21 protein-coding genes are annotated in these 22,807 nt (G+C 60.5%); 14 read left to right on the top strand and 7 right to left on the bottom strand.

Annotated elements, in window-relative coordinates; translation table 11 throughout:
* The gene (locus LDO54_RS25060; RefSeq protein WP_224013364.1) at nucleotides 1-789 is read right to left on the bottom strand and encodes a COG4705 family protein; all 789 of its coding nucleotides are present in this window, start codon (nucleotides 787-789) and stop codon (nucleotides 1-3) included.
* Between the two features lie 100 nt (nucleotides 790-889).
* On the opposite strand from LDO54_RS25060, the gene LDO54_RS25065 reads away from it, so the two are divergent.
* Nucleotides 890-1,153 carry a hypothetical protein gene (locus LDO54_RS25065; RefSeq protein ID WP_224013365.1) on the top strand — a complete coding sequence of 88 codons (264 nt, stop codon included), beginning with the start codon at nucleotides 890-892 and terminating at the stop codon, nucleotides 1,151-1,153.
* Nucleotides 1,154-1,202: 49 nt separating this feature from the next.
* On the opposite strand, the gene LDO54_RS25070 is transcribed toward LDO54_RS25065, so the two are convergent.
* Nucleotides 1,203-1,610, bottom strand: coding sequence for a TraR/DksA family transcriptional regulator (locus LDO54_RS25070; protein ID WP_224013366.1), 408 nt, complete (start codon nucleotides 1,608-1,610; stop codon nucleotides 1,203-1,205).
* Between the two features lie 381 nt (nucleotides 1,611-1,991).
* Here LDO54_RS25070 and LDO54_RS25075 point away from each other — a divergent pair, with 381 nt between their 5' ends.
* The 4 genes from LDO54_RS25075 (at nucleotide 1,992) to LDO54_RS25090 (ending at nucleotide 5,504) form a co-directional block, all read left to right on the top strand.
* Nucleotides 1,992-2,909, top strand: coding sequence for a LysR family transcriptional regulator (locus LDO54_RS25075; RefSeq protein WP_224013579.1), 918 nt, complete (start codon nucleotides 1,992-1,994; stop codon nucleotides 2,907-2,909).
* Nucleotides 2,910-3,094: 185 nt separating this feature from the next.
* Complete coding sequence (locus LDO54_RS25080) at nucleotides 3,095-3,238, top strand: hypothetical protein (protein WP_224013367.1); 144 nt, start codon at nucleotides 3,095-3,097, stop codon at nucleotides 3,236-3,238.
* A gap of 128 nt (nucleotides 3,239-3,366) precedes the next feature.
* Nucleotides 3,367-4,395: a GGDEF domain-containing protein gene (locus tag LDO54_RS25085; RefSeq protein ID WP_224013368.1), complete on the top strand. Its 1,029-nt coding sequence runs from the start codon at nucleotides 3,367-3,369 to the stop codon at nucleotides 4,393-4,395.
* 188 nt (nucleotides 4,396-4,583) lie between these two features.
* A complete protein-coding gene (locus LDO54_RS25090) occupies nucleotides 4,584-5,504 on the top strand; it encodes a bestrophin family protein (protein WP_224013369.1) in 921 nt (306 codons plus the stop codon).
* A 42-nt stretch (nucleotides 5,505-5,546) separates the two neighbouring features.
* On the opposite strand, the gene LDO54_RS25095 is transcribed toward LDO54_RS25090, so the two are convergent.
* Nucleotides 5,547-6,971 (bottom strand): PLP-dependent aminotransferase family protein, encoded by a 1,425-nt coding sequence (locus tag LDO54_RS25095; protein ID WP_224013370.1) that lies wholly within the window; start codon nucleotides 6,969-6,971, stop codon nucleotides 5,547-5,549.
* A gap of 200 nt (nucleotides 6,972-7,171) precedes the next feature.
* On the opposite strand from LDO54_RS25095, the gene LDO54_RS25100 reads away from it, so the two are divergent.
* The 3 genes from LDO54_RS25100 to cydB (LDO54_RS25110) all read left to right on the top strand — a co-directional run bounded on the left by LDO54_RS25100 (nucleotide 7,172) and on the right by cydB (LDO54_RS25110) (nucleotide 12,017).
* Nucleotides 7,172-9,499: an FdhF/YdeP family oxidoreductase gene (locus LDO54_RS25100; RefSeq protein ID WP_224013371.1), complete on the top strand. Its 2,328-nt coding sequence runs from the start codon at nucleotides 7,172-7,174 to the stop codon at nucleotides 9,497-9,499.
* A gap of 90 nt (nucleotides 9,500-9,589) precedes the next feature.
* The gene (locus LDO54_RS25105) at nucleotides 9,590-10,984 is read left to right on the top strand and encodes a cytochrome ubiquinol oxidase subunit I (protein ID WP_224013372.1); all 1,395 of its coding nucleotides are present in this window, start codon (nucleotides 9,590-9,592) and stop codon (nucleotides 10,982-10,984) included.
* A 46-nt stretch (nucleotides 10,985-11,030) separates the two neighbouring features.
* Nucleotides 11,031-12,017: a cytochrome d ubiquinol oxidase subunit II gene (gene cydB, locus LDO54_RS25110; RefSeq protein ID WP_224013373.1), complete on the top strand. Its 987-nt coding sequence runs from the start codon at nucleotides 11,031-11,033 to the stop codon at nucleotides 12,015-12,017.
* On the opposite strand, the gene LDO54_RS25115 is transcribed toward cydB (LDO54_RS25110), so the two are convergent.
* The gene (locus tag LDO54_RS25115; protein WP_224013374.1) at nucleotides 12,014-12,247 is read right to left on the bottom strand and encodes a hypothetical protein; all 234 of its coding nucleotides are present in this window, start codon (nucleotides 12,245-12,247) and stop codon (nucleotides 12,014-12,016) included. The genes cydB (LDO54_RS25110) and LDO54_RS25115 overlap by 4 nt on opposite strands.
* Nucleotides 12,248-12,337: 90 nt before the next feature.
* On the opposite strand from LDO54_RS25115, the gene LDO54_RS25120 reads away from it, so the two are divergent.
* The 6 genes from LDO54_RS25120 (at nucleotide 12,338) to moaD (ending at nucleotide 19,420) form a co-directional block, all read left to right on the top strand.
* On the top strand, nucleotides 12,338-14,617 hold the full coding sequence (locus LDO54_RS25120; RefSeq protein WP_224013375.1) for an FdhF/YdeP family oxidoreductase: 2,280 nt from the start codon (nucleotides 12,338-12,340) through the stop codon (nucleotides 14,615-14,617).
* Between the two features lie 110 nt (nucleotides 14,618-14,727).
* The gene (locus LDO54_RS25125; RefSeq protein WP_224013376.1) at nucleotides 14,728-16,116 is read left to right on the top strand and encodes a cytochrome ubiquinol oxidase subunit I; all 1,389 of its coding nucleotides are present in this window, start codon (nucleotides 14,728-14,730) and stop codon (nucleotides 16,114-16,116) included.
* Between the two features lie 4 nt (nucleotides 16,117-16,120).
* Nucleotides 16,121-17,128 carry a cytochrome d ubiquinol oxidase subunit II gene (cydB, locus tag LDO54_RS25130; RefSeq protein ID WP_224013377.1) on the top strand — a complete coding sequence of 336 codons (1,008 nt, stop codon included), beginning with the start codon at nucleotides 16,121-16,123 and terminating at the stop codon, nucleotides 17,126-17,128.
* Nucleotides 17,129-17,403: 275 nt separating this feature from the next.
* Complete coding sequence (gene moaA, locus LDO54_RS25135) at nucleotides 17,404-18,507, top strand: GTP 3',8-cyclase MoaA (protein ID WP_436975676.1); 1,104 nt, start codon at nucleotides 17,404-17,406, stop codon at nucleotides 18,505-18,507.
* A 62-nt stretch (nucleotides 18,508-18,569) separates the two neighbouring features.
* Nucleotides 18,570-19,112, top strand: a complete 543-nt coding sequence (locus LDO54_RS25140) for a molybdenum cofactor biosynthesis protein MoaE (protein WP_224013378.1) — start codon at nucleotides 18,570-18,572, stop codon at nucleotides 19,110-19,112.
* Nucleotides 19,113-19,162: 50 nt separating this feature from the next.
* Nucleotides 19,163-19,420 carry a molybdopterin converting factor subunit 1 gene (gene moaD / locus LDO54_RS25145; RefSeq protein WP_224013379.1) on the top strand — a complete coding sequence of 86 codons (258 nt, stop codon included), beginning with the start codon at nucleotides 19,163-19,165 and terminating at the stop codon, nucleotides 19,418-19,420.
* Between the two features lie 91 nt (nucleotides 19,421-19,511).
* Here the strand turns inward: moaD and LDO54_RS25150 are convergent, their stop codons facing one another.
* The 3 genes from LDO54_RS25150 to LDO54_RS25160 form a co-directional block, all read right to left on the bottom strand.
* Complete coding sequence (locus LDO54_RS25150) at nucleotides 19,512-19,925, bottom strand: DUF3331 domain-containing protein (RefSeq protein WP_224013380.1); 414 nt, start codon at nucleotides 19,923-19,925, stop codon at nucleotides 19,512-19,514.
* 333 nt (nucleotides 19,926-20,258) lie between these two features.
* Nucleotides 20,259-21,458 carry a type VI immunity family protein gene (locus LDO54_RS25155; protein WP_224013381.1) on the bottom strand — a complete coding sequence of 400 codons (1,200 nt, stop codon included), beginning with the start codon at nucleotides 21,456-21,458 and terminating at the stop codon, nucleotides 20,259-20,261.
* Entirely contained in the window at nucleotides 21,455-22,807 is a 1,353-nt protein-coding gene (locus LDO54_RS25160; protein ID WP_224013382.1) for a VRR-NUC domain-containing protein, read from the bottom strand. The genes LDO54_RS25155 and LDO54_RS25160 overlap by 4 nt, the downstream gene beginning before the upstream one ends.

Below are 22,807 nucleotides of genomic sequence, written 5' to 3' on the forward strand. Positions count from 1 at the left end.
TTACACGGAGGAAGAACGGCTTGCGGCCCGTTGCGGAATCAACGCAACGCTCAGCACCATGAAAATCAGCAAAATGCCCGAGGCGTAAAAGCGGCTGACATCGAGACCGCCCTGCGCAACCGGCTTATCGAGCAAGTCGCCGAGCGTCGCGCCAAGCGGCCGCGTCAGCACGAAGGCCGCCCAGAACAGCGCCGTGCGCGAGACACCGCGCCACAGCCACAGCAGCCCCACGACCACGAGGCCCGCGCCGAAAATCGCCGCGCCCATTTCGAAACCCAGACCGAGGCCGCCGCGATCGTCGCCCGCGACCCAGTCGCCGAGCGCGGTACCGAGCGTTTGCGAAAAGAGAATCGTGGCCCAATAAAACCATTCGACGCGCGGCGTGCTTACGCTCTCGATCGACACGGTGCCTTCGCTGCGATACCAGATCGCGAGACTCAGCACGAGCAGCGCGACGATGATCGCCACGCCACCTGGATAACCGATTCCGAGCGAGCGGTCGCAGAAGTCGGCGAGCGTCGTGCCGAGCGTGGTGGTGGCGACGATCGTCGCCCAATAGAGCGCGGCGTTGAAATTTTGCGCGCGCACCTGAGCGGCGACGAGCACGACAAAAGCCGCGAAAAAGATTAGCGTGCCGACGAGATAACCCAGATTCAACGACATGGTGACCCAGTCGCCGCCGGTTTCGCCCAGCGTGGTCGCGGCAATCTTGATGATCCAGAATCCGAGCGTGAGGGCGGGCACTTTCGTGGCCGCATCCAGCAAGGTTTTTTCCGTGGTGGTATTCAAGGGCAGCCTCCAGAAGGACGCAACGTCCATGAAAACTGCCCACGCTATACGCAGGTGACTTAAGAGAACCTTACGGCGACGCAAAAACAGGATCGGGACCTTGATTCCTCAAGTTTCCAATTTATTTGCCGATACGTCGAGAATGAATACAACTATCGCCCACGCACAAGCAGGCAGCATCATCCGCACCGCGACGAAACTCTTCGATCTCGTGCTGGAGGCCAGGCAGATCGATGCGCGCTCACCCGAAGCCATCGAGCTTTATAGCGAGATTGTGCACGGTGCACTGTGGCGCGCCGCGCCGCGCGCGACCATGACGGAACTGCTCGAACTGTTTGACGAGCCGGTTAGCGCGGTGGCTTAAAAGCCGCTCGATCGCGCAAGGCGGCCTCGAAACATCGCGACGCCGACGCTCAATGCCGGGCGTCGCGCGCGCTTTGCTCCTGCACGGTCAACACCGCTTCGGGCAATGCTTTCAGGCGTTCGATGGGAATGGGATCGCCGCTCTGATCGGAAAAACCGTAAGTACCATCGGCGATTTTTTCTAGCGCGCGCTGAATATCGGCAATGCGCTGCACATTCATATTGCGCAGCGCCTGATTCGCAATATCCTGCTCCATTCTCTGCGCGTCGTCTTCGTATTCCTGGGCTTCCGAGCCGGTGGATTCTTCGTCGTTACGCTCCGCGCCTATCGTGTTTTCCTCGCTGCCCAGCACGTCGCGCTGCATCGCGAGCAAGCGCTGACGCTGTTCCTCGATGAACGCTGCGCTCAATGTCTGTCCGGTCATGTCGATTCTCCGAAGAACAGGCCGCGCGTTCATGCGCCAGGCCCTGGAGCCAATTCACAGCGTCCAAGCAGCGTCCAAGCAGTGTCCAAGCGCGCTCGCATTCAATCCGACAAATCGTTTACATCCGATGAAAGCACCGGCCGCGCGCCGCCGGATTGGCTTATCGAGAATAGCACTCGCCCTGCGCAGCCCGATGCCTGGGCGGAAGACACCGCCACTCAAACTGTACTCTCATCAACCGCGCCGATTTGTGCATTCTGCGACTCACTGTGTCCTTTTAATCTGTGACTCATGATGGCGTCGCATTCCTTCCACGCGACGCTTCGGATCAGGAGCGCAAAGCATGCAAGGAGTCGCAGACAGATGGACGGCGCGCACGTACGCGTTATTGCCGCGAACGGCAAGGAGCGGCGCATGAACCTGCTCGAAGCCATGCGGATTTACGTGAGAGTGGTCGAGCGCGGCAGTATTTCAGGCGCCGCGCGCGATCTGGGCATCGGCCAGCCTGCCGTGAGCGAGCGGATCGAACGGCTGGAAAAATTTCTCGGCTGCCAATTGCTGCTGCGCAACGCGCGCACCTTCAAATGCACGCCAGAAGGCATCATCTTCCACGAACGCAGCAAGTCCGTGCTGGGCGCGGTCGAGCAGGCACTCGCGGAAGTGGCCAACGACGAGCAGATCGTCAAAGGCACGATCCGTATTGCCGCGCCGCACTGCTTTGGTGAAACGATCCTGCCGGAAGGTTTGAAGCGCGTGCGCGAGACCTATCCGCGGCTCGATATCGAACTCGTCTTGAACGACAAGATCGCCGATCTCGTGACTGAAGGCGTCGATATTTCGTTTCGCCTCGGCCCGCTCGGTGACGGCGCGTATATTGCCTGGCCGCTCGGGCAGGTCCGTCGCCTGCTGGTGGCGTCGCCCGATTATCTGCTGCGCCACGCGGCCATCGATACCCCTTCGCAACTCGCGGAGCACAACTTCATTCGCGTGAAAGGCACGTTCGACGCGAACCAGTTGCCGCTCGCGCTCGACAGCGCCATCGTCGACAGCGTGCCGATCCGCACGACCATCAAAACCACGCACTGGCGGCCGATGTACGAGATGGTGATCGCGGGCGTCGGCATGGGCGTGCTGGAGGAACCGGCCGCGACCGCCGCCATCGAAGCGGGACGTCTCGTGCGTGTGCTGCCCGACTACGAGGTGCCCGCGCTGGCGCTGAATCTGCTGATCCGTCCGCAACGGCCCGTGCCCGCGCGCGTGCGCAAGATCGTCGAAACCTTGAAGATGTTTGTGGCCGAGACTTTCGAACACCGCGAGAACGCCGAAGTCTGAATAAACGCTGCATCCTGAAGCGCGTCACGCAATACATTAATCAGGAATGCCATCGATTTTGTCGAACGATTTCGTTGGCCGTCTTTCGCGCCACTTCCGCTATCCCGCATCGCCTGCGCCACGTATTGATCGCCGGCGCAAGGCGATGCCATAATGCCCCAGCAGACCTTCAACAGGAGTCGGCCATGAAACGTGAGTCGGGGAATCGCCGCCAGCGCTTTCTGCACGATCTGAAGTGGATTGCCATTCTCTGGTGCGTCGGTTTTGGCGCCACCGTGCTGCTGACCCTGCCGTTTCACTTCCTCGTCATGGCGATGATTCACAAATAGCGCATCGCGCACCGAATTTCATCATACGAATCAGCGCGAATTTATTCCGCTGTTTCCGGCGCCTGGCACTCAAGTTCGCGCGGAAAATGCCGTTGACCTGTGCTCGACGGCAACCCACGGACTCCGCATTGGCCTTTTCCCCTGACGATCGCCTCCCTTCCGCCTTTCATGGCGCGGAAGTCCATGGCGCCCGCGAGTCCGGCGACTCGCCGATCATCGAATGGCTGCTGCACGACGATCAGGTCATGCGCGAGTGCTTCCGCCACGCCGCCGCCATTCTCAAGACCGTCACGGGCGCGTCGATCACGGCCGTGCTGCTGCTCGACGCCGAACATCAGCACTATCGCGCCGAGGCCGGCGCCGTCTTGCATCCGGTCCCGCGCAAACAGTCGCTGAGCAATTACGTGATCGAAAGCGACGAGCTTTTCGTGGTGGAAGACACGCGCGGCGATCCGCGCTTCACGCAATGCCTGCTGGTGACCCACGCGCCCCACGTGCGCTTCTACGCGGCCATTCCGCTGCACGCGCCCGACGGCGAGCGCGTGGGCGCGCTCTGCGCGATGGACCCGGAACCGCGCGTGCTGACCGCGGCGCATCGCGATGTGTTCGAGCATCTGCGCGCCATGATCGAGAATGATCTGAAGCTGCGCTGCGCGACCGCCACCGACCCCGTAACGCGCCTGTTCAACCGCCGCTTCATGCTCGAAAGCGTGCGCCAGAAATGGCACGACGCGCAGCCCGGCGACTGGCTCACCGCCGTCATGGTCGATATCGACTGGTTCAAGCAATACAACGACACCTATGGTCATCCGGCCGGCGACGTCTGTTTGCAAAAGGTCGCCGCGGTTTTGCAGGAAGTGGCCGACGAATATCAGGTGATCGCGGGACGCATGGGCGGCGAGGAATTCGGCATGCTGCTCAGCGGCCAGCCTCGCGGCGAAGTGCCCACCATCCTCGAAAAGCTGCGGCGCGGCGTGATGCAGCTCGACATCGCGCATCGGCATTCCAAGGCGGGCGTGGTGACGGTGAGTGTCGGCGCGGCGCTCACGCAACGCTCCGCACTCGACGCCGCGAGCAGCCAGGCTGCCTTCGCCGCCGCCGATCTCGCGCTGTACCGCGCGAAGCACGCGGGCCGCAACGCGGTCGTGATTCACTAGCCCCAAGGCGCGCCGCGCCCGTTCGCATTTCAATCCGGGACGTCAAAACTGTACTCTTCGGATCGGCGATGAAGTGTGCGTACTCGTGCAAATCGAGCCCGCGTACGCTTCGACTATTCCTGATCGTGCGCACCGTATTCCGCACGATGGTGAATGCGCCCTTCGACGAAACTCCTGACGTCCCTTCTATGATCATCCGCCCCGCGCCGAACTGGTTTCGCATGCTTTTTGTCTGGCATGGCTCCGTCCTCAAGGCGATCATTCCGCAACTTGCGTTTATGACGCTCGTGAGCGTGCTCGCGATGTGCACGCACGGCCGCATTCTCGGCGAAAAGATTCCGCTCAATACCACGCCATTCACGCTGTGCGGCGTGGCGCTGACGATCTTTCTCGCGTTCCGCAATAACGCGAGTTACGAACGCTATTGGGAAGCGCGCCGCTTGTGGGGCAATGTGCTGATTTCCGCGCGCGCGCTCATTTCGCAATTCCGCAACTACGTGCCGGCCAGCGCCGCGCCATTCGAAAATCGCCGCGTGCCGCGTTTGCTGATTGCTTTCTCCTACGCGCTCAAACACGAATTGCGCCATTCCGATCCCAGCGCCGATTTCACGCGCCTGCTGGGCGCGGAGCAAGCGGCCGCGTTGGGCACACGCGTCTTTCGGCCGATCGTCCTGCTCGACGAAGTACGCCGTCACCTTGCCGCGCTCAAGCGCGCGGGCGCGCTTTCCGACACGCAACTGTGGATGATGGATCAGCAGATCAACGATCTCGGCGCGGCCGTGGGCGGCTGCGAACGCATTCTCGCCACGCCGATTCCGTTCGCTTACGGCGTACTCCTGCATCGCACGGTCTACGCCTATTGCGCGCTGCTGCCTTTCGGCCTGATCGATTCGATTGGCTTTGCCACGCCGCTGATCTGCGTGTTCGTTTCCTATACGCTGCTCGCGCTGGAAGCGATTGCCAGCGAAATCTCCGATCCGTTCGGGCTTGCGCCCAACAATCTCGCGCTCGACGCCATGACCTGCACGATCGAACGCGCGGTGCTCGAACTGTGCGACGAAGCCTTGCCGCCCGCCACGCAGCCCGGCCCGCACTATCAGCTCACCTAGAGCCGCGCGGCGCGCACGATGTACTCGCGCGCGCCGCCACGCTCAACGCGCACAAGACGCCGCGAGCTTGCCCACCGTGATAATCGCCTGTTCGATTTCCGGCGACCACGGGCTGCTGTAATTGAGGCGAATGAAGTTCCGGTAATTGTCCGAAACCGAAAACATATAGCCCGGCCCGATCGTAATGCCGCGCGCCAGCGCAAGCTGGTAGAGCTTCATCGAATCGACCTTTGCAGGCAGTTCGATCCACAGCACATAGCCGCCCGCAGGACTCGACATGCGCGTGCCCGCCGGAAAGAAACGCGTGACCATCGCCTTCATCAGATTGGCCTGCTGCGCGTAATTCTTTCGAATGCGTCGCAGATGATGCTCGTAGCCGTCGCGTTCGAGATATTCGGCAATGGCCAATTGCGGAACGACCGAGGTCGTGAGCGTATTCAGAAACTTCAGTTTCTCGACCTGATCGCGGTAACGCCCCGGCAAAGCCCAGCCGATGCGATACGCGGCCGTCAGGCTTTTCGAAAACGATCCGCAGTGCAGCACCATGCCGTTTTTATCATACGATTTAAGCGTGGTCGGATGCGAATCGCCAAAATACAGCTCGTTATAGACGCCGTTTTCAATCACCGGAATCTCCGCTTTCGCGAGCAGATCGACGAGTTCGCGCTTGCGTTCGTCGGGCATCAAAAAGCCGAGCGGATTCTGGAAATTCGGCATCACCATGCAGGCCGCCACCTTTTCCGTTTCGATGATCTTCGCGAGCGCGCCCACATCCATGCCGTATTCGGGATGCGTCGCCACTTCGATGGCCTTCATGCCCGAACGCTCGATGGCGTGCAGCATCGCGTAGAACGTGGGTGATTCCACGGCAATCACGTCGCCCGGTTTCGCCACGGCCTGCAAGCACAAATTCATGGCTTCGGTCGCGCCCACGGTCACGATGATCTCGTTGGGGTCCACGGCCATGCCGTTCTCCAGATAGCGGCGGGCAATTTGCCGCAGCAATTCCGGGTTACCCGGCGGCAAGGCGTTGTTCACACCCCACAGCGATTTCTTGCGCCCCACCGCCGACGCATAGCGATTGATCTTTTCATACGGAAACAATTGCGGATCGGGATACGGCGAGCCGAGCGGCACCGCGTCGTCGGTGCCGATGGAACGTAACGTCGACAACACGAGCCGACTCACGTCCACTGTGGCCGATACGGCAATCGGCTGACTCGGGCGCAATTCATCGGATTGCACACTGCCTTCGCTCACGCGCACGCTCACGAAATAACCCGATTGCGGGCGGCTTTCGAGCACGCCACGGCTTTCCAGCAGCAAATACGCACGAATCACCGTCGTAATACTGATGCGGTGCTGCTGGCTCGCCTGGCGCACCGACGGCACGCGGTCGCCCGGGCGGTACACGCCCTTGCGGATCAACGTTTCAATGTCGTCCGCGAGCTTTTCATAGAGTTTCACTGCGTTCTCCCTTCAGTCGCTCACAGCATGGCTCGCGCAGTGTACTGCGGTGGCGCGGCGCAACTGTACTCTAAGTTGCGAACGGATTTTGTGTGTCATGCACGCCGTCCTTACCTTTTACGCTTTCACCTAAGCAGATACAGCGCTTTACGCCTCGCGGATCGACCCGGGGCCGCGCAACGTCAACGGAGCCAAGGGTAATGGACAAGGCCAAGCCAAAGGGAAAAATCGAGGCGTATCACCACCCCGCCGCGGGCTGGGGCGCACTCAAATATGTCGCCATCAATCTGATCAAGGAGCGCGTGTCGGGCGGCAATTACCGCACGCTGTTCAAACAGAATCAGCCGGACGGTTTCGACTGCCCCGGCTGCGCATGGCCCGACCGCCAGCATGCATCGACGTTCGAGTTCTGCGAAAACGGCGTGAAAGCCGTGGCCGCCGAAGCGACCACCAAGCGCGTCACGCCGGACTTTTTCGAAACGCATACCGTCGAGTCGCTGATGAAGCAGACCGACTACGAACTCGAACAACACGGCCGCCTCACCGACCCGATGGTCTACGACGCGATCACCGACCGTTATCAACCGATCGCCTGGCACGACGCCTTCGCGCTGATCGCGAAGCACCTGAACGAACTCGATTCGCCCGACGAAGCCGCGTTCTACACCTCGGGCCGCGCGAGCAACGAAGCCGCGTTCGTCTATCAGTTGTTCGTGCGGATGTTCGGCACCAACAATTTCCCCGACTGCTCGAACATGTGTCACGAAGCCACCAGCCGCGGCCTGCCGTCGACGGTCGGCATCGGCAAAGGCACGGTCACGCTCGACGACTTCGAAGCCGCCGACACCATCATTATCTTCGGCCAGAATCCGGCGACGAATCACCCGCGCATGCTCGGCGAATTGCGCGAGGCGTCGCGCCGCGGCGCGACGATCGTCTCGGTGAATCCGCTGCGCGAGCGTGGGCTCGAACGCTTCACGAGCCCGCAGCATCCGATGGAAATGATCACGTTCGGCAGCACGAAAATCGCCTCGATGTTTATTCAGCCGAAACTCGGCGGCGATTTCGCGCTGATTAAAGGCGTCGCCAAACGCCTGATCGAACTCGACGACGAAGCGCTCGAAAACGGCACGGAGCGCGTGCTCGATATCGACTTCATTCAGCAGCACACGCTCGGCTTCGCGGCCTTCGCCGAAGATCTGCGCAACGAAAGCTGGCCGCTGCTCGAAGCGGAATCCGGCGTGGCGCGTGAAGATATCGAAGGACTCGCGCGCGTCTATGCGAACGGCAAGCGCGTGATCGCCACGTGGGGCATGGGCATCACGCAGCACAAGCATTCGGTGCAGACCGTGCATCTGCTGTCCAATCTGCTGATGATGCGCGGCAATATCGGCCGCGAAGGCGCGGGGCTGTGCCCCGTGCGCGGCCATTCGAACGTGCAGGGCAATCGCACCGTGGGCATCGAGGAGAAACCTTCGCAAGCGTTTCTCGATCGACTCGGCACGGTATTCGATTTCGCGCCGCCGCGCGAACATGGGCTCGACGTGGTGGAAACGGTCGAGCACATGATCGAAGGCCACCTGAAAGTGTTTATCGGACTCGGCGGCAACTTCGCCATGGCGACGCCCGATACGTTGCGCACATTCGACGGCCTGCGTTCGTGCAAGCTCACCGTGCATATCACCACGAAGCTCAATCGCAGTCACCTCGTCCACGGCGAAAACGCATTGATTCTGCCGACGCTCGGGCGCACCGAAATCGACGTGCAGAACGGCATCGCACAAGGCGTGACGGTCGAGGACTCGATGAGCATGGTGCACATCTCGTACGGCATGAACAAGCCGGCGTCGCCGAATCTGATGTCGGAAACGGCGATCGTGGCGAACATCGCGCACGCGACGCTCGGCGACGCGAAAGTGGACTGGCTCGGCTTCGCGGGCGATTATGCGAAAGTGCGCGACGCCATCGAGCAAACCGTCGAAGGTTTCGACCGCTACAACGAGCGCATCCAGCATCCGGGCGGCTTTCATCTGCGCGTGGCCTCGCGCGAGCGCGACTGGAAAACCGACACGGGCAAAGCGAATTTCATCGTGCACGCCGTGCAGCAGGACACGCCGATCGCACGCGCGAAAGCGCAGCACGGCGACCGCCTGATGACGCTCATGACAACGCGCTCGCACGATCAATACAACACCACGATCTACGCGCTCGACGACCGGTATCGCGGCGTGTTCGGCCAGCGCCGCGTGGTGTTCATCAACCCCGCCGACATCGCCATGCTGGGTTTCAGGAATGGCGACTGGGTCGATATGAGCACGGTCTGGGACGATGGCATCGTGCGCCGCGCCGATCATTTCCGTCTCGTGGAATACGACATTCCGCGCGGCTGCATCGGCGCCTATTACCCCGAGACCAATCCGCTCGTGCCGCTCGCGAGTGTGGGCGACGTTTGCAACACGCCGACTTCCAAGTCGATTCCCGTGCTGTTGCACGCGTCCTCCGAGCCTGCGGCCATGCCCGCGTTTTAAAGCGCTTTTCAAGCTGCTTTTCGAAGTTTTCATGACGCGCGCCGCGCCCGATACGGGCGCACGCGCCGTTCAATCTGCCTGGTGACCCTCATGTCTGTCGAAGCCCTGAATCTGGCGCGCGGCCAGTTTGCCCTGACCGCGATCTTCCACATACTCTGGCCGATTCTCACGATCAGCCTGTCCGCTTTTCTGCTCGTCGTCGAAACGCTCTGGGTGAAAACCAGCGACGTGGTCTGGTATCGACACGCGCGCTTCTGGAGCAAGCTGCTGATACTCAATTTCGCCGTGGGCGTGGTGAGCGGCATTCCGATGGAGTTTCAATTCGGCACCAACTGGGGACCGTTCTCGCAATACACGGGCCAGTTCTTCGGCAATATTCTCGGCTTCGAAGGCGCGATGGCGTTCATGCTCGAAGCGGGCTTCGTCGGCATCATGATGCTTGGCTGGGGCCGCGTGCCCAAGGGCGTGCATCTGTTCGCCACCGCGATGGTCGCGCTCGGCTCCTCGCTTTCCGCGTTCTGGATCATGGTCGCGAACTCGTGGCTGCAAACGCCGCGCGGCGTGGCGCTGGTGGACGGCAAACTCGTGGTCATCGATTACGTGAAAGCCATTTTCAATCCCGACATGGCCTGGGGCGTCTCGCACATGTGGTTCGCCGCGCTCGAAACTGGCCTCGTGGTGATCGCGGGCATCTCGGCCTATTACCTGTTCAAACGCCGCAATCCGACGTTCTTTGTGCGTTCGTTCAAACTCGCGCTGCTGTTGCTCGCCTTCGTTGCCCCCGTGCAGATCTGGCTCGGCGATTCGAGCGGCGTGGACGTGTTCGAAACGCAGCCCGCCAAGGGCGCGGCGATCGAAGGCCACTGGCAAACCAATGCGCCGGGCACGGGCGCGAGCTGGTCGTTGCTCGCGTGGCCCGACGCCGCGAAGCAGGACAACGACTGGTCGCTCGAAGTGCCGGGCATGCTGAGCATTCTCGGCACGCATAGCCTGCACGGCAAGGTCACGGGCATGCGCGACATTGCGCGCGCCGATCAACCGCCCATGCTGCCGCTGCTTTACTACGCGTTCCGCGCGATGGCGGGCATCGGTTTCCTGTTCATGGTGCTCGCGTTCTGGACGCTCTATGCGCTGCGTAAATCGCGCGGCCATCTCGACGCGCTGCTCGCACAACGCAAGCTGCTGCTCGCGTGGGTACTCGCGATTCCGCTGCCGTATATCGCCGTGGAATGCGGCTGGATCGTGCGCGAAGTGGGCCGCCAGCCGTGGGTCGTCTACGGTCTGCTGCGCACCGATCACGCGGCCTCCGCGATTCCGGCGGGCGCGATCACGGGGAGCATGATCATGTTCACCGCATTCTTCGTTGTGCTCATCACGTCCTTCTTCGTGTTCGCGCGCCGCTGGCTGCGCAACGGCCCCGACCTCGCGCTGATGCCGCCCGTCGAACCGGTGCGCCAGGCGGTGCCGCACGCCGTCGACTATTGAACGCCGCCACGTCTTCAAGAACCGCATTCATCGCACAGGAAGTCACATGACCCCCGCTTCAACTCAGGACCTCTTGAACCACGCGTGGTTCGGACTCATCGGCCTGATGCTCGTGCTCTATGTCGTCACCGACGGCTTCGATCTCGGCGTCGGCATCCTCACGCTGCTGCGCCGACGCGAAGCCGACCGCGACCTCATGATCCAGTCCATCGGCCACGTCTGGGACGCCAATGAAACGTGGCTCGTCGCGCTCGGCGGCGCGCTGTTCGGCGCGTTCCCCGCCGCCTACGCGATGATCCTCTCGGACCTCTACGTGCCCGTGATGGTGCTGATCGCGAGTTTCATCATGCGCGGCGCGGCCATCGAATTCCGCCACGCCGCCCACACCAGCAAACTCGTGTGGGACCGTGTGTTCGGTCTCGGCAGCCTGCTTGCGGCGATCTCACAGGGCATCGTGCTCGGCAAGATCCTCACCGGCTTCGTGCCGGGCCTCGCGAGCGCCGGATTCGTGGCCGCGACCGCCGTGGGTGTGGTGTCCGGCTATTGCCTGCTCGGCGCGACCTGGCTCGTGAAGAAGACCACCGGCGACATTGAAAGCCGCTCGCGCCGCCATGCAATCGTGGCCGTGTTCACGACCGTGGCCGCCGCGCTCGTGGTCTCGTTCGCGACGCTCAAGCTGAGCCCCGTGGGCATCACGCGCTGGCAGGAGCAAGGCGTGTTCCATCTGCTGATCGCGCTCGCGGTGCTCGCCGCGCTGACCTTCGCCTACGTGCTCTACGCGATACACATGCGCGGCGAACACGGTCCGTTCGCGGGCGCGACGCTGCTGTTCGTGTTCTCGTTCGCGGGCCTCGCGATCAGCATGTTCCCGTATATCGTGCCCGGCCAGTTGACGGTGGCGGCCGCCGCTTCGGACAGCACGACGCTCACCTTCATGCTGTTTGGCATCGGTATCGTCTTTCCGATCATGATTGGCTACAACCTTTATCAGTATCACCTGTTTCGTGGCAAAGTCGTACCGGTAAAACACTAATGCCATTCACGCCGCCGCCGATAGCTCATATCGGATCGGCGGTAGTTCACGCGCTGAACGCGCGTCCCTAGAATGGGCTGGCACGCTTCAATTCCGCCCTGTTCGCAAGCCGCTTCGGCGGCATTGCGCATTTCGAAGCGCGTTATTTGTCTTGGGAAATCGATATATTCAATTAAACACAACGTGGACCTATCCGCGGAAACATGCGATGGCGAATCGGGGTATTTCATTCTTGTCTCCATATCGGGATTTCCTAAACTGAATCCTGACAACAGGGACTGGATTTCATCCGCTATGCGGAACACCGAATGGAGTTTCCTATGACGAAACTACGTGATGTGCCAGGCGTCCATCCCTACACCGGTCCCGCAGGCGGATGGGGCGCGCTCAAAGCGACCGCGCAGGCGATTCACGATCAGATGGAAAGCATCGAGGCGCCCATCACGCTGATGCGCACCAATCAGCCCGACGGCTTCGATTGCCCCGGCTGCGCGTGGCCCGACAAGGAACATCGATCCACATTCCAGTTCTGCGAAAACGGCGCAAAGGCCGTCACCTGGGAAGCCACCACCAAACGCGTCACGCCGAAATTCTTCGCGGCGAATACCGTCACGTCGCTGCTGCAAAAGACCGATTACGAACTTGAGGACATGGGGCGGCTCACGCACCCGCTCGTCTACGACCGCGCGACCGATACGTTTCGCCCTGTCGACTGGGAAGACGCCTTTGCGCGCATCGGCGAAATTCTGCGTTCGCTTTCGCCGGATCAGGTCGAGTTCTATACGTCGGGGCGTGCATCGAACGAAGCCGCGTTTCTTTATCAGTTATTCGCGCGTGAATTCGGTACCAATAATTTTCCCGATTGCTCGAATATGTGCCATGAGCCGACCAGCGTCGGCCTGCCGCAATCGATCGGCATCGGCAAAGGCACGGTTTCGCTCGACGATTTCGACTCGACGGAATTGATTATCGCCATCGGCCATAATCCCGGCACGAATCATCCGCGCATGATGGGCACGCTGCACGAAGCCGCGCGGCGCAATGTGCCGATCATCGTGTTCAATCCGCTGCGCGAGCGCGCGCTCGAACGTTTCGCCGATCCGCAAAGCATGTTCGAAATGGCGACGTTCGGCTCGACGCGCATCGCCTCCACCTATTTTCAGGTCGATGCGGGCGGCGACGCCGCCGCGCTCAAAGGCGTGATGAAAGCGCTGCTGCAAATGGAAGCGGAACAAGGCGGCGTGCTCGACAAGGCATTCATCGCGCAGCACACCTCCGGCTTCGACGCCTTCGCAGCCGATCTCGACGCCACCTCGTGGGACGACATCGAGAAAGCCAGCGGCCTCGCGCGCCCCGACCTCGAACACGTGGCCCTCGCCTACGCGAAATCGAACGCGACCATCGTCACCTACGGCATGGGCGTCACGCAGCACAACAAAGGCACGGCCAACGTGCGCCTGATCGCCGACCTGCTGCTGATGCGCGGCAATTTCGGCAAGCCCGGTGCGGGCATTTGCCCGCTGCGCGGCCATTCGAACGTGCAAGGCAATCGTACGGTAGGCATTACCGAAAAGCCGTCGAAAGCTTTTCTTAAACTGATCGAGGACGCGTGCGGCTTCACACCGCCCGCCGGCCACGGCCACGACGCGGTGCAGGCCATGCAGGCGATGATCGACGGCACAGCCAAGGCGCTGCTGTGCCTCGGCGGCAATTTCGCGGTGGCGCTGCCCGACTCCGAGCAATCGTTTCCCGCGATGGCCGCACTCGATCTCGGCGTGCATATCGGCACCAAACTCAATCGCACGCACTTGCTGGTGTCGAAGGAAACTTACTTGTTTCCGTGCCTCGGCCGCACGGAACTCGACCTGCAAAGCAGCGGACGGCAATCGATCACCGTGGAAGATTCGATGTCTATGGTGCATGCGTCGGCGGGCAAGCTCACGCCCGCGTCCGACCAGTTGCGCTCCGAACCCGCGATCGTCGCGGGCATGGCGCGCGCGACGCTGCCGAATACCAAAGTGCCGTGGATGGAATTGATCGCCGATTACGACAAGATCCGCGATCTGATCGAACGCACCGTGCCCGGCTTCGAGGACTTCAACCGGCGCATTCGCGTGCCGGGCGGCTTCCGTCTGCCGCTGCCGCCCACCGAACGGCACTGGCACACGCCCTCGGGCAAGGCCGAATTCTCCGTCTACGGCGGCGTGAAAGAAGACGCCGATGTGCTGGGCGCGCAAAACGTGCTGCGGCTCATTACGATTCGCAGCCACGACCAGTACAACACGACGATCTACGCGATGGACGACCGCTATCGCGGTGTGTTCGGCCGCCGCGACGTGCTGTTCATGAACGCCGACGACATGGCGGCCTATGGCATCGAACATGGCGATCTCGTCGATATCGAAACGGTGACGTCGTCGGGGCGCACGCTTCGTCTGAAGAACATTACGGCGATCGTGTACAGCATCGCGCGCGGTTCTGTCGCTGCGTATTATCCTGAAGCTAATGTGCTCGTTCCGCTCGACTATATCGACAAGGAGAGCGGCACGCCCTCGTATAAATCCGTGCCAGTACACGTCATGCGTGCGGCGGGGAATTAGGCGCGGCGAATCAGGCACAGGCATGGCCGCGAGCTGGGCCGGGTACCGCGCGGTCCCGGCACGCGGCCGTGGGCATGCGCATGCAGTCGTTAAGGGAGTGCAAAAGAATCATGGATATCTTCGACGCATTTCATCTCGCCAGGCTGCAATTCGCTTTCACGGTCTCGTTTCATATTGTCTTTCCGGCGATCAGCATCGGTATGGCGAGTTTTCTGGCCGTGCTCGAATGGCGATTGCTGCTGACCGGCGACCCCGCCTATAAAGACATGTACCGCTTCTGGGTGAAAATCTTCGCGGTGGGCTTTGGCATGGGCGTGGTCTCCGGTGTCGTGATGGCGTACGAATTCGGCACGAACTGGAGCGGCTTTTCGACCATAGCGGGCAATATTACCGGTCCGCTGCTGACCTATGAAGTCTTGACCGCTTTCTTTCTCGAAGCCGGTTTTCTTGGCGTGATGCTGTTCGGCTGGAGTCGCGTGAGTCCCAAAGCGCATTTCTTTTCGACGGTGATGGTGGCGGTCGGCACGCTCATTTCCACATTCTGGATTCTTTCGTCGAATAGCTTCATGCAGACGCCGCAAGGCTATGCGATCGAGAACGGCCGCATCGTGCCGGTGGACTGGTGGAAAGTGATTTTCAATCCGTCCTTTCCTTTCCGTCTCGCGCATATGACGATCGCGGCATTTATCGTGGCCGCGTTTATCGTGGCCGCGTGCGGCGCATGGCATTTGCTGCATGGCCGCCGCGACGTGCCGGTCAAGCGCAGTTTCTCGATGGCGCTCTGGATGCTGCTCGTGCTCGCGCCCGTGCAGATTTTCGTCGGCGACGCGCACGGCCTTAATACGCGCGAATATCAGCCCGCGAAAATAGCGGCAATCGAAGGCCTTTGGGAAACCGAACACGGCGGCACCGCGCTCAATCTCATCGGCTTTCCCGATATGGATGCCGAAGTCACGCGCTACGCCATCCAGGTACCGCATTTAGGCAGCCTGATTCTCACGCATAGCTGGAATGGCGAAATTCGCGGCCTCAAGGAATTTGCGCCGCAAGACCGTCCCTATTCGCCCATCGTATTCTGGACGTTCCGCATCATGGCGGGACTCGGCATGCTGATGCTGCTGACCGCCGTGCTCGGCCTGCTGCTGCGATCAGGCGGACGGCTTTATGAATCGCGCTGGTTTCAGCGGCTGGTGCTGTGCATGGGGCCATCGGGCATTCTGGCGCTACTCGCGGGCTGGATCACCACCGAAGTCGGCCGCCAGCCGTGGACCGTCTATGGCGTGGTCCGCACCATCGATTCGGTTTCGCCCATCGGCGCGCAACAAGCGGGCGTATCGCTGCTGATCTTCGTGATCGTCTATTTCCTCGTCTTCGGCACGGGCGTGTATTACATGCTCAAGATGATGAAGAAAGGTCCGGCGACCGGCGTGGAAACAAACGAATCGCTCAAATATCCGGGACTGCACAATCGCGCGCTCGACGCCGTGGTGGGAGAGTAAGGCCATGCAAATCGACCTTCCTGTGATCTGGGCCGCCATTATCGGACTCGGCGTCTTTATCTATGTGATGCTCGACGGTTTCGATCTCGGCATCGGCCTGCTCTTTCCGTTTTTCGAAGGCAAGGGCGAACGCGAGGTGATGCTCAATACCGTCGCGCCCGTCTGGGACGGCAACGAAACCTTTCTCGTGCTCGGCGGCGCCGGATTATACGGCGCCTTTCCCGTGGTTTATTCGACCTTGCTGCCCGCCAATTACATGCCGCTGATGCTGATGCTGGTGGGTCTGATTTTTCGCGGCGCGGCATTCGAATTGCGCGCGAAAGCCACGCGCACGCAGCATGCGTGGGATCTCGCGTTTATCGGCGGCTCGGCGCTCGCCGCCATGTGCCAGGGCATCACGCTCGGCTCGCTGTTGCAAGGCATCAAGATCGTCGACGCTAAATTCGCCGGCGATCCGTTCGACTGGTTCTCGCCATTCAGCGTGTTCTGCGGTTTCGGCGTGCTGCTCACCTACGCGACGCTCGGCTGCGGCTGGCTCATCATGAAAACGGACGGCGAACTACAGCGCAAAATGCGCGAAATCATGCGCCCGCTCGTGGCGGTACTGCTGCTCGCCATCACCGTGGTCAGCCTGTGGACCGTGCTCGGCTTGCCTTCGGTGAGACAGCGCTGGTTCTTTAGCGGCAATCTCGGCTGGTTCCTGCCGGTGCCGATTCTGGTCGTTGCCAGCGTGTTGGGTATTTTCCATTCGCTGCGCGCGCGCCACGAAACCACGCCATTCGTGCTTTCGCTGCTCATCTGCTTTCTCGGCTATACGGGGCTCATTATCAGCATCTGGCCGTATATCATTCCGCCTTCGCTGACGATCTGGGAAGCCTCGTCCACGCATTCGAGCCAGCTTTTCGCGCTCGTCGGCACCGTGATCGTGCTGCCGATCATTCTCGTCTATAACGCGATGCAATATCGCGTATTCCGGGGCAAGGTGCGCGAGGGCGACCCGGGTTATCACTGATCCCATGACGCCGCGCGTCGCCCGTTTTACACGGGCGCGCGCTGGCCGTATCTGAATTGACCCGAGCGAATTGAGCCGGGTGATTCGATCTCGCGTCGCCCCGCAGACCGCAACTGTACTGCTGTGTTCCGTCGCCGACTGTGCACCAGTCTCGGGCGCTCGCGGCACTATGCTCCTTACACGCTCGCGACATCGCGCGATCCGGCCGCCACCAGGCGCCGCAATAGCGCGATGCCGCCGTTTTTCAAACGCTATTTCGCCAGACCACACCGATCGTGAACGCCATCGCCGAAGACGTTATTGTTGAACCCGCCGTGCCCGACCGCGCCGTGGCTTCGCCCGTCGCCGCGGTGCGCGACGGTCGCGACCGGCCGCTGCGCGATTTGCGCCTCTCCGTCATCGATCAGTGCAATTTCCGCTGCACCTACTGCATGCCGCGCGAGGTCTTCGACGAGCACTATCGCTTTCTGCGCGCATCGGAGCGGATCTCGTTCGACGAAATGATGAAGATCGCGCACGCATTCGTCGCGCTCGGCGTCGAGAAAATCCGCATCACCGGCGGCGAGCCGCTGTTGCGGCGCGGACTTGAAACGTTGATCGAACGCCTCGCGCGTATGACCACGCTGAAGGGCAAACCGCTCGACATCGCGCTCACCACGAATGGCTCGCTGCTGGGCGCGCGTGCGCGAGGTTTGCGCGATGCGGGTCTCTCGCGCGTGACGGTCAGTCTCGACGCGCTCGACGACGCCGTATTCCGCCGCATGAGCGATGTGGATCTGCCGGTCGCGCGCATTCTCGACGGCATCGAACAGGCGCAGGCCGTGGGCCTCGCACCCGTGAAAGTCAACACGGTGATCGAGCGCGGCGTGAACGACCATCAGATTCTGCCGCTCGTGCGCCATTTCAAAGGCAGCGAGATTGCGCTGCGCTTTATCGAATTCATGGATGTGGGCGGCGCGGCCGGCTGGTCGAATTCCACGGTATTGAAAGCGCGCGATATTCGCGCAATCGTCGAAAAGGAATTTCCGCTCATTGCCGCCGATCACGCGGATAGCGGCGCCACCTCGGTGAATTATCGTCACGCGGACGGAAAAGGCACGGTCGGTTTTATCGCCAGCGTTTCCGAACCCTTTTGCGGGGAATGCTCACGCGCACGCGTTTCCGCCGACGGCCAGCTCTACACCTGCCTGTTCGCGACACAAGGCGCGGATCTGAAACCGTGGCTCGGCGAAGCCGTGCCCGGCGAGCAATTGATGGACGCCATTCACGCGCGATGGAATGCGCGCGACGACCGCTATTCGGAATTGAATGCAGACCGCCGCCGCGCCGGTACCGGTAAAACCTGGCCCACCGTGCGCATGTCGCTGGTGGGCGGCTGAACCGCTCGCGCGGCTTTGCACCTCACGAATCCCGCGCTGCGGACCTTCGAGGACATCACGCAATGACACAGCACTCCGCCCAGGACGAGCGGCAAGCCAGCGATACGCCACTCGTGCCAGACACCCCGACGCCAGCCGGCGGCATTGCGGCGGGCTTCGAAGTGCGCGTGCAACACGCCCCTATCGACGTCGTCGCCGAGGTCTCGCCGATCATGCGCAATCCCAACGTGGGCGCCGTGGTGGATTTCATCGGCATCGTGCGCAATAACGGCGACTGCGACGACATCGTCGCGCTCGAACTCGAACACTATCCGGGCATGACCGAGCATTCGCTCTGGGGCATCGTCGAGGAAGCGGCGGCGCGCTGGTCGCTGGATGCGGTGAAGATCGTGCACCGGGTCGGGCGCATCGCGCTCGGTCACGCCGTGGTGTTCGTCGTGGTGGCATCACCGCATCGCGCGGCCGCCTTCGAGGCCTGCGAATTCATCATGGACTTTCTGAAGACGCACGCGCCATTCTGGAAGAAAGAAATCAACCGCGACGGCAACGCGCATTGGGTCGAAGCCAAAACGCGCGACGAGCAGGCCATGCTTCGCTGGGGTTAAAAAACGCTTATGAAAATACGGCTGCCGTACTTCGCATCAGGAACGCTTTCATGAAACTCACCATTAAATATTTCGCGAGCATTCGCGAGAAACTCGGCATGGCGCAGGAAATCGTCGATATCGACGCCACGCAGATCACGATAGACGGGCTGCGCAATCGGCTCATGGAACGCGGCCCAAATGCCGCCGAGGCACTCGATATCCAACGGCCCGTGCGCGTGGCCGTGAATCACGAAATGGTGGCCAATAATTTCGTGGTCCGGCAGGACAGCGAGATTGCGTTTTTCCCGCCGGTGACCGGTGGATAAGAAGCGCCGCCGATAATCGACATCGGCGGCGCTCGCGATCTCCGAAGTCAGACCTTCTCACTCCCCAAGGCGCGCCGCTTTGGGGAGTTTTTTATGCCTTCGCGCGCGGCTCCAATGCGGAGGCCAGCACGGCCCAGTCCGCGTTGATCGGCGCCACGCCGCGCGTAAAAGGCCGATAGATCTTGTCGCCGCGCTGAATATCCGCGCCCGTGAGCGCGCACAGACCGCGCTTTCTCGCGATGCACAGACGCCACGGCTGCTCCGCATAGCGCCCGCTGGTGGGATCGCTCCACGATACCGAAATGAGGTTGTCCGACCACGCCTCGACGAAGGCAAGATGCGCGCGCAGCGCGGGTACGGACCTGGGCACGGAAGGATCGGCCATCGCGGCACGACTGGCGCACGCGCGGCGCGGATTGCGGCCCGCATGGGCATGAAGCACCGAGCCGCCACCGAGCAGATTGAGCGTGTATTGCCACGCATTGCCGCCACTGAGTTGTCGCATCGTGCGCCTCTCCTTGAAGATCGGGATCATCTTGTTCGATTCATACCGTATGACGATTCTTTTATTGATGACGGAATGAACCCCGATTCATTTCCATGCTAGCACCCGAAACGGGGAAATGATCTATTTCATTCCGATACGATGAATCGGTCAATATCCCTTGAGCACGATTCAGCACGGGAGCCGGCCAGTGAATACCATTGCGAGCAGGATTGAAGCGAGCTATCACCAACGCGACCTGCTCGATAAGCGGCCGCCCCGCGGTGGAACCGCGGGCCGCGCATGTGTACGATGGCAGAATCGTGACGTACCGAACGAGCGCATGTCACACCGTCAAAGTGCCTTGTGTAGTCTCCATGTCACTTTTCGCCCGTCGATCTCAGGCATGGGTACGCCATGAGCGATAGTCTGCGGGCCAAGGTGTTCAACTTCATCGCATAGCCATACTCCCGGCCAGGGACAGGGTGTGCCCGACGCTACACGAAGAAAGCCGCGAGCTTCTCCCTTGACAGTCGCTGGATCACCCGTAGGCGTGACAGGATCATCAGTAGTTACTGGCGACGGCGAATCAAAGCGCCGTAGCCACAAATTGCTGGTGCGCTTGTTAAAGCGCACTTCGCCACCCACGGAGCCGTAGTGCAATGAGCCTATGTCCTCCACCCGCAAAGTTTTAATGGCTTCGTTGACCTTCACATATAGCTCAGGTTTCGGATTGATGTCGGTCTTGCCTAGTTGCGGCCAATCGCCCGCGCGAATCATACTGCCCCATTCGTAGGGGATAACAGCGATGCGCTCGTCGTCTAACTGGGCTTTCAGCTCTTGGGGTGTGCCGAGTTTGGCCAGCCAATGATGGGCGATGAAGGTGTACCAGTTAAGATTGGTGTATCCCTCACGCCATGTTTTGTTATCACTCGGTATACAGACGTCAACACCGCGATATGCCCAGGCGGTCTCATACTCTATATGCTGAAAATCTTCCCAAGTATGGCATTCCTGTATGGCGAATCCCGCGGAACCGTGCAGCGGCCTTAGCAGCCGGCACAAGTCCGCCAGCATTTCTTCGAGACGCAAGCGGCCACCATTCCGCAATTCGTCTATGGGAAGGTAAATGCGTATTTTTGTAAGTGATCCGTGAATTTTTTCATACCAGCCCTCGGGAGAATACACTCCAAACATGTAATCACTGACGAGCTCGAAGCTCGAACGCGACATCCATTTGAATTCTACTGCGTCATTCGAACCTATGGTTTCAATGTACTTGATGCAATCGAGAAATTCATTGCGACCATAAGGGATAATCTTCATTCCTATATCCTCCCTATAGCCTGCGACTAGCTTTTCTCCAAAATAATTATTATAGATAGTGAACGCTTCGGCGATATTTTTTCGTCTGAAAGGTAAATATGCGTCCACGAGATGAAAGACAGCGACGATTCCGACCTGCTGCACGGGCTTAGTCGTGTCTGCTTCATCCATAAAGGTGAAATTCCAGCGCTCAGCTTCGAACGCGTCGAAGAATTCTTTTTCGTTCATCGTGTGTTCCCCGGCGCGTCGGGCCAAAAAAGGTAATGCCTTTCATTTTGCTGTTGAGATTGCTGCTGACTATCCCAAGCCGAGTAGGCATCCCACTGACGATACTGCTCAGAGGATGCCGCTGCTGCGGTTGGTTGCTGCACGCTTGCTGGCTGCGCCGCCAACTTGTCGGCGGCGGTTGCCGCCACCCCAGCGGTGGTAGCCGCGCGGGCTACACGGGCTGCACGTAAATAACGATCAAAGTGAATAACCTTGGCACCGGCATTCGCGGCAACGGTGGCTTCCTCTATGACAACAGCGACACCAGCCTCCAAGCTGGTTGCAATCGCGAGTATGGAAGTGCCAACCAGCACAAACGGCGCAGCCAGCGTCATTTCGATCTGCGCTACACCTTGACGGCGGTTTGCTTCGGCTTCTCCGGCATCGGGCAAAGCACTCATTACGTGAGTACCTGGTGGTGGCGGTCTGACTTCGAGTCGCCTCCGTGCTAACTCGTGTTCCGCGTCGATCATGCCAACCAGTAACTGATAAGGATCGGCCATCGAGCGCATTGGCAAGCTCATAGGCTTGCTAACGGGCTTATAGACTGGTTCCTTTTGTGCCGCCCGCATCCAGTCTCGTCGAAGGCGCTTGTCCGCCAGTTCACATCGACTTGTTTCTAGCAACCGAAAATTGCTCTTCAAACCGGCTATATTTTCGTAGGCGCGCTGCTGCCTTTCCGAGAGCCTATCCCCCGGAAATTTCATCTCGATCACGCAAGCCAAATTCGGTTGGCTGTACTGCGCCGTGCTTGGATTAGTGAAGCTATGAAGTCGCAGCACGTCGGGAATGCGCAGCAGGCCGCGCATGCCGCCCTGTATATCAGTCCATACGCCACGCGTCTCCACATCATCAGGTAGCGGGAGCGCAATGGCAGCTTCAAGTTCGTCTTTTCCCAAAAGATCGCGATCGATTTCCAGCGTCGTGTAACCGGGTAGTGTCTTGCTGCTAATCTGGCTGTAAAACGAAAGTGGAAAACGACTAGGCCGCCACTTGTCCTTCCGGCTCATCAATGGCTTGGGTGGTGAAGCGGTCATGTCAAAGCCAACTTCACCGCAGTAAGGAAAATGATACTCAAAGAGCTCGTTGTCGGCGCGTACCAGCGTAGTGACTGTACGCTGGTACATAGGCCGGTTGTCTTTCGCTCGCCGGTACGGGTTGCGCTTGGCATAGACTGCCTTTTCGCAGAGATACCAGAGATCCAGCGGGTTGACCACGGGTAGTGCTGTTCCCGTGGCTTTGGTTTTGGTTGTGGTTCTGGCGCTACCGCCTGGCGCACGCGAAGCGGTGCGCGGCATATTGCCTGCCAT

This window comes from Paraburkholderia tropica (genome assembly GCF_914484835.1).
Classification (GTDB): Bacteria; Pseudomonadota; Gammaproteobacteria; order Burkholderiales; family Burkholderiaceae; genus Paraburkholderia; species Paraburkholderia tropica_A.